The organism is Streptococcus suis (assembly GCF_016743335.1).
In the GTDB taxonomy this organism is placed as follows: Bacteria; Bacillota; Bacilli; order Lactobacillales; family Streptococcaceae; genus Streptococcus; species Streptococcus suis_Y.
On record NZ_WCJE01000005.1, the window covers coordinates 70179 to 86185 of the forward strand.

Annotated in this window: 10 protein-coding genes; 2 read left to right on the forward strand and 8 right to left on the reverse strand. The window is 42.2% G+C overall.

Annotation, left to right across the window (positions count from 1 at the left end; translation table 11 throughout):
* Positions 1-119: 119 nt before the first annotated feature.
* The 6 genes from F9856_RS02895 to uvrC all read right to left on the reverse strand — a co-directional run bounded on the left by F9856_RS02895 (position 120) and on the right by uvrC (position 11962).
* Positions 120-6959, reverse strand: coding sequence for a MucBP domain-containing protein (locus F9856_RS02895; protein ID WP_202105672.1), 6840 nt, complete (start codon positions 6957-6959; stop codon positions 120-122).
* Positions 6960-7281: 322 nt separating this feature from the next.
* Positions 7282-7446 (reverse strand): hypothetical protein, encoded by a 165-nt coding sequence (locus F9856_RS02900; protein WP_002943677.1) that lies wholly within the window; start codon positions 7444-7446, stop codon positions 7282-7284.
* A 446-nt stretch (positions 7447-7892) separates the two neighbouring features.
* Positions 7893-9206: a GTPase ObgE gene (gene obgE / locus F9856_RS02905; RefSeq protein ID WP_202105673.1), complete on the reverse strand. Its 1314-nt coding sequence runs from the start codon at positions 9204-9206 to the stop codon at positions 7893-7895.
* A 198-nt stretch (positions 9207-9404) separates the two neighbouring features.
* A complete protein-coding gene (locus tag F9856_RS02910; protein WP_002935474.1) occupies positions 9405-9533 on the reverse strand; it encodes a DUF4044 domain-containing protein in 129 nt (42 codons plus the stop codon).
* A gap of 171 nt (positions 9534-9704) precedes the next feature.
* Positions 9705-10088, reverse strand: coding sequence for a hypothetical protein (locus F9856_RS02915; RefSeq protein ID WP_202105681.1), 384 nt, complete (start codon positions 10086-10088; stop codon positions 9705-9707).
* A gap of 98 nt (positions 10089-10186) precedes the next feature.
* Positions 10187-11962: an excinuclease ABC subunit UvrC gene (uvrC, locus tag F9856_RS02920; RefSeq protein ID WP_202105674.1), complete on the reverse strand. Its 1776-nt coding sequence runs from the start codon at positions 11960-11962 to the stop codon at positions 10187-10189.
* A 201-nt stretch (positions 11963-12163) separates the two neighbouring features.
* On the opposite strand from uvrC, the gene F9856_RS02925 reads away from it, so the two are divergent.
* Together F9856_RS02925 and F9856_RS02930 are read left to right on the forward strand one after the other, a co-directional pair.
* Entirely contained in the window at positions 12164-12907 is a 744-nt protein-coding gene (locus tag F9856_RS02925) for an ABC transporter ATP-binding protein (protein ID WP_011922278.1), read from the forward strand.
* Positions 12904-14514, forward strand: a complete 1611-nt coding sequence (locus F9856_RS02930) for a permease (RefSeq protein ID WP_202105675.1) — start codon at positions 12904-12906, stop codon at positions 14512-14514. Before F9856_RS02925 ends, F9856_RS02930 begins: the two co-directional genes overlap by 4 nt.
* A gap of 22 nt (positions 14515-14536) precedes the next feature.
* On the opposite strand, the gene F9856_RS02935 is transcribed toward F9856_RS02930, so the two are convergent.
* Both F9856_RS02935 and ldcB read right to left on the reverse strand, forming a co-directional pair.
* Entirely contained in the window at positions 14537-14980 is a 444-nt protein-coding gene (locus F9856_RS02935; protein WP_202105676.1) for a VOC family protein, read from the reverse strand.
* Between the two features lie 88 nt (positions 14981-15068).
* Positions 15069-15824, reverse strand: coding sequence for an LD-carboxypeptidase LdcB/DacB (gene ldcB, locus F9856_RS02940; RefSeq protein ID WP_202105677.1), 756 nt, complete (start codon positions 15822-15824; stop codon positions 15069-15071).
* Positions 15825-16007 lie beyond the last annotated feature (183 nt).

Sequence of the window (16007 nt, forward strand, 5' to 3'; positions counted from 1 at the left end):
CTCATACTTTCATTGAACTTACTATGTCTAGTATATCAAAAATGCGTATACAAAAAAAGGAAAGGCGAACCTTTCCTTTTATTATTTTACCTGAATAGGAATTAGGAAAAATAATTTAATTAGTCTTCGTTGCGACGACGTTTACCTGCAAGAGCAAGAGCTGCAATAAGCATACCTGCACCAAGTACTGTTGCTGATGATGAAGCTTCACCAGTGTTTGGCAATTGAGCCGCACCAGCTTTAGCAGTTGTTGGAGCTACAGGAGCCTGTGGTTTTGGTGCAACAGGTTTGCTTACCTTACGGTAGATGTGTGTTGTATTACCGTCTGGATCTGTTACAGTCTTACCTGTAAACTCGTATCCTGGGATTGACTTGTTAGGTGTTGTACCTTCCTCTTGCGGTGCAATTGGGTTACCGTCTTCGTCAACGTGGTTTGTTACAACCTTAGTTACCTTACGGTAGATATGTGTTGTGTTACCGTCTGGATCTGTTACAGTCTTACCTGTGAACTCGTATCCTGGGATTGACTTGTTAGGTGTTGTACCCTCTTCTTGTGGTGCAATTGGGTTACCATCTTCGTCAACGTGGTTTGTTACAACCTTCTTAGCAGGTGTTTCTACTTTACGGTAAACGTATGTTACTTCAGTAGTCTTACCACCTACAACAGTACCAGTTTCTGAACCTTCCACACGAACAAGCTCATAAGTTGTACCATCTTCTGTAACAATCTCTGTTGGCTTGTTATCTGTTGTGTCATAAGACTTACCAGCAGGAGCGTCTGTTTCGTCGTTAACAGGTGTCTTAAGCACATTGCCATTTTCATCCACGTAGTTCACCACAACGTTACCATTTTGAACGTAAGGGACTGGTGTGTCAACGCCAGAATCATCTGGTGTTGGTGGTACATAACCCTTACCTGGATCTGTTGGATCAACTGGTTTCAATGGTTCGTTGGTCTTAGGATCTACTGGTGTGTAGCCTGGAACGTTTGGAATTGATGGAACTTCACCATTTGTACCTGGTGTTGTTGGATCAATTGGCTTATCTGGGTTAGTTGGATCGAATGGATATGGAACTTTAGGTTCTTGTCCTTCTGGTACACCTGGAATTTGTGGAATCCAGTTAGCGACTTTCTTATACACATAAGTGATCTCAATTGTCTTACCACCTTCAACTGTACCGTTTTCTGTACCAATTGTCTTAGACGGAATCAAGACATAACGTGAACCATCTTCTGTTGTGATAGTAGTTGGTTTGTTATCTGTTGTGTCATAAGACTTACCTGCTGGAGCGTCTGTTTCGTCGTTAACAGGTGTCTTAAGCACATTGCCATTTTCATCCACATAGTTCACCACAACGTTACCATTTTGAACGTAAGGGACTGGTGTGTCAACGCCAGAATCATCTGGTGTTGGTGGTACATAACCCTTACCTGGATCTGTTGGATCAACTGGTTTCAATGGTTCGTTGGTCTTAGGATCTACTGGTGTGTAGCCTGGAACGTTTGGAATCACTGTATCTGGAGTTGGTGTTACTGGTACATCTGGGTTAGTTGGGTCGAATGGATATGGAACTTTTGGTTCTTGTCCTTCAGGTACACCTGGAATTTGTGGGAGCCAGTTAGCGACTTTCTTATACACATAAGTGATCTCAATTGTCTTACCGCCTTCAACTGTACCTGTTTCAGAACCAATTGTCTTAGACGGAATCAAGACATAACGTGAACCATCTTCTGTAACGATTTCTGTTGGCTTGTTGTCAGTTGTGTCGTATGGACTATCTGGTTTTGCGTTTGTTTCGTCATTAACAGGTGTCTTGATGACTGTACCATCTTCTGTAATGTAGTTAACAACAACGTTACCAGCTTTTTCATACACATAAGTAACTTCTGTTGTACCTTCTACAACCTTACCTGTTTCGTTTGAGCCAGCCTGAACTTCTTTGTAGTAGTATACATCGCCAGTTGCATCTTCAACGATTTTCTCTGGTTTGTTGTCAGTTGTGTCGTAAGCTGTACCTGTTGAAGTTGTCTTCGTATCCACTACTTGAGGAGCAATTACTTTACCATCAGTATTTACGTAGTTAACAACAACATCACCCTTCACTTCTTCGTACACATAAGTTACTTCCGTTACGCCTGGAACAACGTCACCTGTTTCAGAACCTTGAGTCATTTTAGGAACCAACTTGAATGTGCGACCATCTTTAGTTGTGATGGTTTCTGGTTTCACATCTGTTGTATCGTACTCTGTACCTGTTGAAGATTCTGGTGTATCTACTACTTGTGCTTGTAATTCTTCACCTGTTGTTGAGATGTAATTTACAACAACTGAACCTTTCACTTCTTTGTAGACATATGTAACTTCTTTAGTTACACCAGCTTCTACAGTACCAGTTTCATCACCAACTGTAGATGCTGGAACCAACTCATAAGTTTTACCGTCATCAGTAGTGATGGTTGTTGGGCGTAGGTCACTTGTATCGTAAGTCGAACCTGGTTTACCGTTCACAGTATCATCAACCGTACTTGCTGTTACTGTACCGGCATTGGTTACACCTGAAATTGGAGTGCCGTCTGTCGCAATGTAATGAACAATAACGTCACCAGCTTGTTCATAGACATACTGTACAGTGGTAGTCGTTGTTGCGACTTTACCAGTTGTTGGTGCAGAGCTGTCTTTGACTTCTTTGTAGTAGTAGACTTTACCATCTTCAGTGACGATAGTCTCTGGACGGTGATCTTCGTCTGTGTTGTAGTCTGTTCCGACAGACTTGCCAGCTTCGTCTACGACTGTTTTGGCAATTGGGTTGCCGTCTGTGTCATAGTACTCAACCACAACGTCGCTAACAACTTCTTTGTAGACATAAGTGATTTCTTTTGTCTTACCTGACGCAACGATACCTGTTGGTGTGTCTCCAGATATTAGGTTGTTAGTATCTGTTACGGTACCTACTGGGTAAGTGTCTGCTGGGGCAAGTTCATAAACCTTACCATCTGCTGTAATGATGGTTGTTGGTTTTTCAGTCCCTTGTGTCGTGTCATAGGTATCACCTGGTTTACCGTTTACGGTATCTTCTACTGGAGCTTTCAACTCCTTACCGTTAACATCTACATACTTGATCACAACGTTTCCAGCTTCTTGGTAGATGTAAGTAACGTGACTTGTGCCTTCGACAACTTTACCTTCTTCTGGTGCTGAGCCATCTTTAACTTCATTTTCAGGTAAGATATAGTAAGTTTTACCTGTTTCGTCATTAACGATTTTCTCTGGTTTGTGGTCTTCTTTGGTGTTGTAGTCTGTACCAGTATCAGTGATTTGTGTATCTGTTACATCGTCTGCAATTGTGTTACCATCTGTATCGACGTAATGTACGATAACATCACCTTGAAGTAACTCATAGACATAAGTTACGGTTGTAGTGCCTTCGACAACTTTACCCGTTTCGTTTGCTGGGATAGCTGCTGGAACGAGTTTGTAAATCTTACCATCTGTTGTGGTGATTGTGTTTGGACGGAGGTTTTGGGTATTGTAGTCGGTACCTGTTGATGTCTCTGGTGTGTGCTCTACGCTGCTTTCTGTAACGTTTCCTGCGTCTGTTGTACCAGCGATTGGGTTACCTTCGGTATCAACGTAATTCACCACAACGTTACCTTTGACTTCTTTGTAGACGTAAGTAACTTCCTTAGTCTTACCTGCTTCAACGGTACCTGTTTCCTCACCTTTAGTTGATGCTTCGACTAGCGCATAGGTCTTACCATCTGCTGTGGTGATGGTTTTTGGCTTGAGGTCTTTGGTGTCATAACGCTCACCTGGTTTACCGTTTGTCGTATCATTTACAGTAGCTGCTGTAGTGGCACCTGTATCAGTGGTTCCTGAAAGTTCTGTGTCGTCTTCAGTAACGTAGTGAACGATAACGTTACCTGCTTGTTGGTAAACGTAGGTGATTTCTTTGGTCACGTTGCTTTCGATGTCGCCTGAGACAGCATCGATACCTGTTGCAGTGTTGTTACCGATAGCTGTCAAGTTACCGTCATCACCTACTGTACCAACGTCATAAGTGCCCTTAGGAACGAGGTAGTACACCTCACCAGTAGCGGTTTCAATCTTATCACGTTTTTGGTCAGTTGTGCTGTAGGTATCTCCTGGCTTACCGTTTTCAACATCGATGACTTTGCTACTGATGGCATTACCTTTAGTATCTACATAGTTAACGTTTACGTTACCAGCTTTTTCATAGACATAGGTCAACTCTTTAAGGGTATCTTGTGCGATGGTACCTGTGACCTCATCGATCTTCACGATCGCACGTTTTTCACTATCAGTGTTTGCTGATGGTGGGACCAGGTTGCTGGTTGTAAGGTCGATCTCTTTGTAGTAGTAAACCTCACCCTTATAGGTAATCTTTTCTGGTTTGATCTCTGTCGTATCTAGGTTATAGTCTTTCCCTGTATCGGCATGGTTAATCACAAGGTTTTCATCCTTGATCTCGTTACCATCCTCATCAACGTAGAATACCTTAACCCCACCTTTTTCAGCGTAGTAGTAAACTTGGTCGTTTCGGTTAACTAGGTTAGAGTTGGGAAGTGAGATCCTAGCCCCTGAGAAGTTGATCGGTTGTCCATCTGCATCGTTGATGTTGTTGCCATCACTATCAGCCAACATGTAACTTGTTTCTGAATTTGGCACAAGGTCGGCTTTTGGCTCACCACTAAACGGTCCTAAAGTATAACCAATGGTATCCGTTATCTCAACAACTTGTTTTCCTTCAGAGTTACGGACCCGTCTTTGGAACTTGTATTTGGTTGATGTGTAGCTATAGCCTGCTTCACCTGTAATGGCGTGGTTTTCAGTGTTTAAACCGCCTGGTTCAATCGGTTTCGTAACGAAGGTAATCAAGAAATCATCGTTAACGGTGTTGAGTTGAGCCATTGTCGACTTACGTAAAACGCTGAGCGCTGCTTCTTTTTCATCATCTGTAGTCGACTTATCATCGTTAATCGCTTTTTCCTGCTCTGCAAAGGCATCGATGATATCAATACGTTCTGACAAACGTAGGATGGTAGCAGCATTTTCTACAAACTCTGCTCGTGTCATCGCCTTATACTTTTCATAGTTAGCTAGGAAGTCTGGGTGGTCAGGGTTAATCGCATAAGTTATGACACGAGATGTCCCGTCTGTTTTTGTGGTGATGATCCCTTTTTGTGCCTTAGTGCCAGGGTTATAACGTATCTCTGCACCACCGATAACATAGGAACTCGCCAAGGTTCCTGAGACAATCGTTGGTTTTTCTATCAACTCATAGTCAGCAAAGACCGCTTCACCAGATGTGGTAAAGTTATCACCTGCAAGGTCAGAGGTCTGGACATAGCGAGCCAGTTCTTCTTCAACACGAATCGCTGTCCCTGCTACCTTATACAGCGTGTTTTGGCGTGGGGCAAAGGTTGGTGCGGGTCCTGTGAATGTGGTATATGCCCCTCTATCTGATCCCATGGCGTTAAAGACGATTGACACCTCCCCGCCATCACCAACACCAGAAGCTACATTTAGCGAGCGTGTGATTGCCGTTTCACCTGTCTTATGGTTTTTCATTTCAAGCTCGGTGACAGACATGGTGAATTTGAATTTTCCTGTACTTCTTGGATCTATATAAGTGGCGTTTAGAATAGCGTCAAATTCTTGACCAACACCATTTGTCGTTAGCACCTTGCTGTCGATAATCTGGTTGGTTGTTTTATCGATCAGGTAAGCGTAGGTATCTTTACCGTCTGATGAGTTACGGTTAACAGAAAAAGCGATATAGTAGTTTAGTCCTGTGCGTCGGTTGAAAGAACCAGCATTGTAATCATTAGCAGGTTGCGTAGCATCATACGGGCTAGAGAGTTCCAAAAGCATAAAGGTCATACGACCTGTTGTCGGATCTCCGATATAGCCATCTGGGAAGACCTGTGGTGCTGGTGTCAGGCGAGCGGCTTCTGCGGCTTCTTCTTTGTTTAGAACAGTTGCATACTCTGACCAGTAACCTTGGATACCGTTACCGTTATCCATGTTTGTGATAGTTGGTGTGTCAGGGAGTGTCGCACTTCTATCAGAGCGTGAGCTTAGAGTTCCTAGCGCTGCGCTGAAGTTTTGCGTCATCGTATCTGTCACTGCTTTTTTCTCAGCGATAGCGTTTAGCGCAGCCAGGTCAGCTTCTGCTGTTGTGTCGATGCTAACTGTTGCTGCTGGCGCTACGGTATCTGTGTTAGTCGTAGCTGTGCTTTGGCTAGGAGCTTGTGTCGCTGTAGCCGTTTGCGCTGGTGTTGTGCGCGTTGACGCAGCTGTTTGGGCTTTGCTAGCTTCTGGTGTTGTCGGTGCAGAAGTGAGCGATTCTGTTGTTGTCGTTGTTGTAGCTGCGCCTTCTGTTGATTTAGCAGTTGCTGTTTCAGTTGAAGCTGTTGTAGTTGTTTCAGAAGTTGCTGCTTTTTCTTCAGCTTTCTTCACAACTTTAACAGTAACAATATTTACACCGTTTTCGGTCACTTCCTGAGAAACTGTAGCTGCTTGACCTGCTGCCAATTCGTAACCTTCTGGTACTACTGCTGTGACAGATACCGTTGCTTTTGCAATTGTTTCTGTGGTAGTAACTGAAACTGTTTCTACTGAAGCGTTCACAAGTGTACCTTCTTCAGTAGCGTACTTAACAATATAGCCGATTTCAACTGTACGTTCAGAACTTGATGAAGTCGCTGTTTCTGTTGAAGTTTCTGATGTCGTTGATTCTGTAGCACTTGTGGATGAAGCTACGGACGTAGACTCTGGGGTTGTAACTGTCTCTGCTGCTTGAACAACCTGTGTCCCAGTACCAAGTGCAATCGACATCCCAAGTAAGACACTGGCAGCACCAAAGTGGTATTTACGAATCGAGAAGTGCTGTTTCAATCCGTACCAGTCAAAAGATTTTCTTCTAGAATGATGCATTGTCATCCTCCTGTATTCTATGCATAGCTAAAAATAAGATAGGTAACTAAAAATGCTTTCAGATTACATCTCCCTCATTTTACTATTAGCTAACTATTTTTAGCTTCTATAAGCATTATACCCTACCCCCCCCCCCGATTTTCAAGTAAAATCATCCATTTTCCGCAACATACGCGAAAAGACGCATGTAACTTTTTTCTAGTTCCATGCCCATTCTGATATTGTGGATTGGTTACCTACAGGTCAATGGTCCTGACGCGAGTCCTGTTTTTAAAATTCTTAATAAAAACCTGCTAGTCTTTTGAAACTAACAGATCTCTAATTATTCATTTTCCGATTTTCTTGCCAAACGCTCCCTCTCCAAACGTAATTTTCGATTAGGATTAAGTGTATTAAAAAGTTCTTCTAATTTCTCAGCATTCCATACATCGGCTGCTGAGACAAAATTTCCATCCTTATCCTTGAAGGATATTGGTTTATCGCCCATATTAACCTCCAACTATTTTATAGACTATTTACAAACGATCATTAACTGAATGAAATTAGTAAGGTAGCTATCCAAGGTCCCCTAGGACTTGGCGTAGTTTGACTAACAAGTTAACTTGCAGTCAAACTGCTTACCTCGCTTTCGAATTTCTTAGCTCGGGCTGAGACAGTCTATCCCCAGACTACCATACTCTCGAGTTTCTAACTAACTTATCAGACAAGTTACGACATGGAGTACAGGCAGTCGATACCACTGCTTGTGCGGAATTAGTAAGGTTGGTAGCCAAGGTCCCCCTAGGACTTGGCGTAGTTTGACTAGCAAGTTAACTTGCAGTCAAACTGCTTACCTCGCTTTCGAATTTCTTAGCTCGGGCTGAGACAGTCTATCCCCAGACTACCTCGCTATCGAATTTTTAGGCTCGGGTTAAAACTGTCCCCCGGACAGTTTTAATCCACAAACTCGAATTCGAACTTGCCGATGCGAACTGTGTCGCCGTCTTTGGCTCCACGGGCACGGAGGGCTTCATCGACACCCATGCCACGCAACTGGCGAGCAAATTTCATGACAGATTCGTCACGATCAAAGTTAGTCATGGTGAAGAGTTTTTTTAGTTTGTCACCAGATAGAACCCAGCTTGCATCGTCTGCACGACTGATGTCAAATTCTGGCTCATCTGGGTTAAAGCCATAGTAAGCCTCTTCTTCTTGGAAATCTGATTCATCATAAAGCAAGAATTCTGGCGTTTTCTCTAGCAATTCTGCTGTTGCCTCCAAGAGATTTTCCAAACCTTGATGGGCAATCCCTGAGATTGGGAAAATCTGTGGTAGTTCGTCAAACTCGTCGTAGTTGGCTGCCAATTTCTTCTTGAACTCTTCCAGATGTTCCTCTGCCTCTGGCATGTCCATTTTATTGGCAACGATAATCTGAGGACGTTCCATGAGGCGAAGATTGTAGGTTTCCAATTCATTGTTGATGGCTACGTAATCTTCATAAGGATCACGGCCTTCACTTGCTGACATGTCCAAAACATGCAAGATAACACGTGTCCGCTCGATGTGACGAAGGAATTGCGTTCCCAATCCAACACCCTGACTAGCACCCTCAATCAAACCTGGTAAGTCTGCCACAGCAAATGACTCGCCAGATTTGGTCCGAACCATTCCCAAATTTGGCACAATGGTTGTAAAATGGTAGGCACCAATTTTAGGTTTAGCTGCTGTAATAACACTGAGAAGCGTTGATTTTCCAACTGATGGGAAACCTACAAGACCTACATCAGCCAACACTTTCAATTCTAATTCAAGATTACGCTCCTCACCTGGTTCTCCATTTTCAGAAATCTCAGGCGCTGGATTCTTAGGTGTCGCAAAACGAATATTTCCACGACCACCACGACCACCGTGGGCAATGACAAATTCTTGACCATTTTCAACCAAGTCGGTGATGACCTTGCCAGTATCCGCATCACGAACAGTTGTCCCCTGTGGTACTCGAACAATCAGGTCTTCCGCACCACGGCCATGCATGCCCTTGGTCATCCCTTTTTCGCCATCGTCAGCTTTAAAACGACGGTTGTAACGAAAGTCCATGAGAGTACGCAAGCCTTCATCTACAACAAAAACAACGTCTCCGCCACGGCCACCATCACCGCCCCAAGGACCGCCATTAGGTACATACTTTTCACGGCGGAAGGCAACCATCCCATCGCCTCCCTTACCTGCCTTGACCTTAATCTTGGCGGTATCTAAAAACATACTCATAATTTACCCTATTCTTTCCTAGAAAAAAACGCTTAAAAGCGTTTTAGACCTGTATTCACAAGCGAAGTGCCTATATATAAGAAATCGTTTTTAGCCAATCAAGGTAGTTTTTTCACTGACTGTATTTTGAAAAAAACTAACGATGAGTGCTTAAAAACTAGCCTTAGTATAGAAGTGCTGAACAGTGAATACAGATTCTTAATTCATCAATGCATTAATGGCTGGTAAAATCAAACCAGCTAATGTCGCGACAACCATCACGACAACAATTACTAAAGTTACTTTTTCAAATGTTGTTTTCTTGTGTTTTTCTTCGCCGAACGCCATTGCTTTCTCCTTAATCAGTCATTGATAATTCATTTTACCATAAATTAGTAGAGCTTTCAAATCTCATCTCTACCTGCCAGAAAACAAGATTTACCAGATTATCTTAAAAGGACTGCTTTCCAGCTTTTGACTAGAAAGACAGTCCTCGTGCTTTTCAGAAATATTAGACAATTAACCAGATACCAAACGTTTTACTTTTAATCCAACTCCAACAATCATGAGTAAACCACAAATGTAATAAGCAACAGGCAATTCGATTATACGACTCCAGAATTCTTCTCCTAGAGCCAGAATGGGTAAGTAATAAAAATACAATGTAACCATAAAAGTCATGATAAAAATAATCAGCTGAATATTTTTATTAGCTTGATAATTAATGAAAAAGAAAGCTAAAAAGATTAGAATAGAGGACAAGGAAAACAAGTTTTGGTTGAAATACCGCCAACCTGACACAAGGAAAACAGAATAACTTTCATTGTCCGTAGTATATGCAAACGGCAGTAGCATACACAATATGAACAATAATCCAATTGCATGAGTAGCATATTTTTTCATATTCTTCACCAACCTTTTTGTTGCAAATATAAACGATTACAAAAATATATTAACACGCAAGAAAGAGACTGTAAACTATTTTATTGCATTTTTTCCATTTACTTCTGCTTCAAACTTTCCTTCACCTTCTCCGCCACCTTATACGGTACACCAGCTTCTGCGATTTCCTGCAAACTTGCCGATTGGATATTGCCAATGGATTTGAAATGCTTCATCAAAGCCTGTTTGCGTTTCGGTCCCAAGCCTTCTATGCCGTCCAATTTAGATGAAAAGGAATTTTTTGACCGAACCTGACGGTGAAACTCAATGGCAAAGCGGTGAACCTCATCTTGAATCCGATGAAGGAGGAAAAATTCCTGTGAATTACGAGGCAACTCCACCACTTCCAGTGGATTACCAAAAAGCAATTCGTGTGTCTGGTGCTTGTCATTCTTCTGCAAACCTGCAATGGGAATGGACATACCCAAATCCTGCTCGATGACATGCTTGGCGACATTGACCTGCCCCTGACCACCGTCAATAATAATCAAATCAGGCGGTGTCAAACCGTCCCGCAGTACCCGACTGTACCGCCGTTGCAACACTTCTCGCATGGAAGCATAGTCATCCGGTCCCTCCACTGTCTTAATCTTGTACTTGCGGTATTCCTTTTTATTAGGCACCCCATTTTCAAAGACCACCATAGCCGACACAGGACTGGTCCCCATGATGTTGGAGTTATCGAAAGCCTCAATCCGCACAGGCGTCGGAATCCCCAAAAGCTGACCGATATTCTCCACTGCACCGTAGGTCTTCTCCAGATTTTTCTCCAAAAGATTAAACTTCTGCTCCAGACTAACACGCGCATTCTTGGTTGCCAGATTGATGAGTTGCTTCTTCTCGCCACGCTTGGGCTTGATGACCTTGGTATCTACCAGAGCTTCTACGGCTTCTTGGTCAATATCCTGCGGTATCAAGACCTCAGAGGGAATCAAATGTTGCTGGTCCCTGTAAAACTGACCGATGTAGGTCAAAAAGTCTTCGTCCGCATCATTATAATATGGAAAAAGATTGACATTCCGCTCAATCAGTTTCCCCTGCCGAACAAAGAAAACCTGCACACACATCCAGCCCTTGTCTACATAATAACCAAAGACATCGCGGTTTTGCAAGTCATGAGCCATCACTCGTTGCTTGGTCCGTAGGGTTGAAATGGATTGAAGGACATCACGATATTCCGCAGCCTTTTCAAATTCCAAATTGCCAGCAGCCGCCTTCATCTTGTCCTGCACTTCCTTGACAATCTTATCATCATGACCCGTCAAGAACTGGGCCACTTCCTTGGCCATCTTATCATAGTCAGACAGGCTGGGCAGGTTTTCCCCGTGAGCCAAACATTGCCCCAAATGATAATAAAGACAATACTTGTTCTCAGGCAATTTACACTTGCGGAAAGGATAGAGGCGCTCCAATAGTTTGAGGGTCTGGTTGGCCGCACCCACATCTGGATAGGGACCAAAATACTGACCGCCATCCTTCTTAATTTGCCGTGTAATGAGCAGCCGTGGATGACGTTCCTTGGTAATCTTGATAAAAGGATAGGACTTGTCGTCCTTGAGCATGATGTTATAACGGGGCTTGTTCTCCTGAATCAGATTGATTTCCAACAAGAGTGCCTCGATATTAGAATCCGTTACGATGAATTCAAAGTCCGCAATCTCTGACACCAAGGCCTCTGTCTTGGTATCATGAGCACCACGAAAATATGACCGCACCCGATTGCGCAGGTTTTTGGCCTTGCCCACATAGATAATCTTTCCGTACTTGTTTTTATGGAGGTAGCAACCCGGACTGTCCGGAAGCAGCTCCAACTTGTGCTTGATTAAATCGTTCATAGGTCTATTATAGCAGATTTTTCTTCAATCATTAACTTGTGAAATTCTAAACATTTTTTCTAAAAAACTATTGCTTTTGTACTAAGGTAGCAGTATAATAAATGTAATTAATTGTATATATTATTCGAAGGACATTTGGAATACGGCTTGGACTACTTAGCAAGCCCCTACTTTTAGTTCACGAATAACAAGGAGGTTACTATGATACAATTTGACCATATCACAAAAACATACGGCGAAACAATCGCGCTTGATGACCTAAATTTGACAATTGAAAGCGGCGAGATTTTCGGTTTAATTGGTCACAATGGGGCAGGAAAAACAACGACAATCAGTCTATTGACTTCGATAATCGAAGCCAGTTATGGAACTATCTCTGTTGATGGTTTAAACCTAGAGGAGAACCGCGATGAAGTCAAAAAACGGATAGCCTATGTTCCAGATTCGCCAGACATCTTCCTACACTTAACAGCTTTTGAATACTGGCACTTTATGGGCAAGGTCTATGGTGTAGAAAAAGATACAGTTGATGACCGTATCGCTAAACTCTCTAGTCTATTTGATATGACAGCACGCCAACATGAGCCTATTGACAGTTTTTCACACGGTATGCGTCAGAAAACCATTATTATTGGTGCATTGATCCCTAACCCTGATATTTGGATTTTGGATGAACCCCTAACTGGACTGGATCCTCAGGCTTCTTTCGACCTAAAACAAATGATGAAAGAACATGCTCAATCTGGTCACACCGTTCTATTTTCTACACACGTCCTTTCAGTGGCTGAACAACTCTGTGACCGCATTGCTATTCTCCGAAAAGGGCAACTCATTTTCGTAGGAAGTCTTGATGAACTCAAATCACAGTATCCAGATAAAGATTTGGAGACCATCTATTTGGAATTAGCCGGACGCCAACAAGTGAAGGCAGGTGAGGAAGTATGAGTAAATCCATCATTTGGGAACTAGTAAAGATTAATATTCTTTATTCCAATCCTCAACTTCTAGCTTCCGTCAAGAAGAAACAAAGTAAGCGCAAAGACGCCTCCTTTTCAGCCTATAAAAGTGTCCTCTTGCAACAAGTATTTATGGTTTTGAGTTTCGGACTTCTCTATTCTGTCTTTTTCATGGGAGTAGATTATAGTCAGTCTATCGGTTTCTTTTCTCTGCAACTAGCGCTCTTTACCATTATTGCCATTGTCTACGGTTTTACAGGTTTCTTCTCCGTTTTCTACGATAGTAAGGATACAAAGTTGTATTTAGCACTTCCCCTGAAGCCACAAGAAGTCTTCCTCGCTAAAATCCTCTCTGCACAAGGGATGGTCCTACCCTTCCTCATGCCGTGTCTGTCTTTACTTCTAATCACTTACTGGCAAATTGGCGGTCCGCTCCTCGCCTTAGCTTCCATTCCTTCCTTTTTGATTCTCTGGATTTTAGTTAATTTAGTCAATCTGATTATCATGCACTTTGTTGGGGAAGTTCTGACAAAAAGCCCTCGTAAAACATTGATTTCTACAATCCTGATGACAGGTTCTTCCTTGCTGGCTTTTGCTGCGCTCATGTTCCTGCAATCCCAGCAGACCGTTTCACTCGAATCCGGTGGCTTTGTTGATTTTCCTATCATACCTATATTTGCTGGATTCCATTATTTGGTCAGCCATACTATATCACTAGAAACACTCCTTCATTTTGGACTTCCTCTCATTTTGATGTTTGGACTTATTGTGTTTGCGTTTAAAACTGTCATTCCCAACTACTTTAATCAAGTTTTGGCGATTGAAAATGCTTCGACAAAACGGACCAATAATGCTAAGTCTGCCAAGATTCCTAGCAATCTCAATCAGGCTTTAGTGAAACACCACCTATCTACTCTTAAAGATAGCAACCTCATGGTCCAAACCATGATACAACCAATCATCATGGGAGTGGCGCTTTTTCCAAGTTTTAGCCGTTTCACGGAAAATGGTGGTCTAAGTTCAGTTGGATGGGATTTCTTTGGTATTGCTCTATTAGCTGGATTCTTGCTTGGCAGTCTATTTGCTGGTTCTACAACCTTCATCGGAGTAGCCATGTCATTGGAGAAGGAAAATTATCATTTCATTCGAACACTTCCTATAAGTTTCAAAAAATTTATCATCCAAAAATTCTGGGTATTGGCTGCCGTGCAATTCGCACTACCAACTCTACTTTACTTTGCTTTGGCTCTAGGTTTCATGAAAGTCAAACTCATTCTAGCATTCTTCTTTACAGTCGGCATCATCATTTCAGCCCTGCTAACTGGTCAGATTTATTACTGGCGTGACCAACGACTCCTCATGCTCAACTGGCAAAATAGTAACCAGTTATTTGGTCGCGGAGCGGGTCAATGGTTGATTGCTGGATCGATCATAGGAACAATGTTTCTCGGAGCCATTATTCTAGTTGTCAGCATCATATTAGCTGGCACTATTGGTGCAGCCTATGTAAGCTCAGCCTTGATGACCTTACTGCTCATCCTATCAGCTGCTCTTCAACTATATATCTACAAAGCTTATTGGCAAAAACTAAAATAGATTGGACAATGTCCAATCTATTTTAGTTTTCTGCGTAATACTCCTGACCGTATCCTTCTACTTCAGCATTGATTTGCCAAGAGATACCAAACTTATCTGTTACATTACCATAGGCAGGAGACCACGGAACTGCTTGAAGTTCCATATTGATAGCAGTTGCATCTACGGATAAATTGCTGTATAGTTCCTGCGCTGTTGCAGCATCATCTGTGATAAGCGCAACTGTAATATTGTCACCTACTGTATAAGGCATTTCTGGGTTGTTGTCTGACAACATAAACCGTTGACCATTCAAACGAAACTGTGCATTCATCACGTAATTTTCTAGTTCAGCAGGGCAGTCTGGTAAGAAATCTTTAAATAGATTTACTTGCTCCACTGTTGCCCCAAGAGTATTTTTATAAAACTCGATGGCTTCCAAACCATTACCATTAGTAACCAAGTATACTTCCATTGCTTTAAGCATGATGGACCTCCAAAATTATGATGGTTTATTATATCACGAGTTAGTTATACGGACAAATTTTTCAACTTATTTCTGACTAAATGTAAAATTAGTAGTCTCCACCTGGTACACCAAAATATTCTTCCAAGGTCAAGCCTGAATTGTAAATATCTGTCGCTTCTTGACCAATATATCGCACATGCCAGGATTCTGCCATATAGCCTGTGCTAGATTCTTTTCCTGGAAGATAGCGGACAATAAAGCCATATAGATGCGCATTCGTAGCCAACCACTGAGAAGCATTGGGTTCTTCTAATAAATTACCACTTGTATCCAATAAATCAAAGGCTAATCCTGTCTGATGTTCACTATATCCAGCTCTTGCAGAATATGTATCTGCCGCTGCTTGTCCTTCTTGATTTACATAGGACTGGTAGAGGTTTGCCTGAGTTTCATAGGAACGAAATCCACTGTAGTTATTGGAGACACCAAATCCTAGCGCCTGCATATCTGCTATTAAACGTTGAAAAGCTGCTAAGGCTTCAGGATTTTCGCCCGGTGCATAATCAGCTGCAAGCGGATGCTTTTTATTAGCGATAATCACTTCGCCATATTTTCCTTGTACACTATAATAGGAACCGTTAAAATTTACCTGAGTCTCTGTACTTGTTACTTCTTGATTCGTTTCCGCCGATGTAGAGCTGCTTGTTGACTGCTCCGAAGTTGTTGAATCAGACTGACTTGAAGTAGTCGAAACAACTGTTGACGAATTTTTTGTAGTATTGGCCTGATTTGTATTTTGATGACATGCTGCTAGTAACAGTATAGTCGGCAAGCATAATAGAATAGTACGTTTCATTATCATCACCCCGTTCTCTTATAATTATGTCTATTGTAGCACAATCATAAAACTCCGTCTAATGACGGCTTATGATTTTAACTACTATTGATATTTTTAGTGTTCATTGAATTTCTCTCGATTCTTTTCCTTCAAATAGTGGCATTCCTGATAACATACGTGTCATAAATAGAAACACCAGCCTTTCGA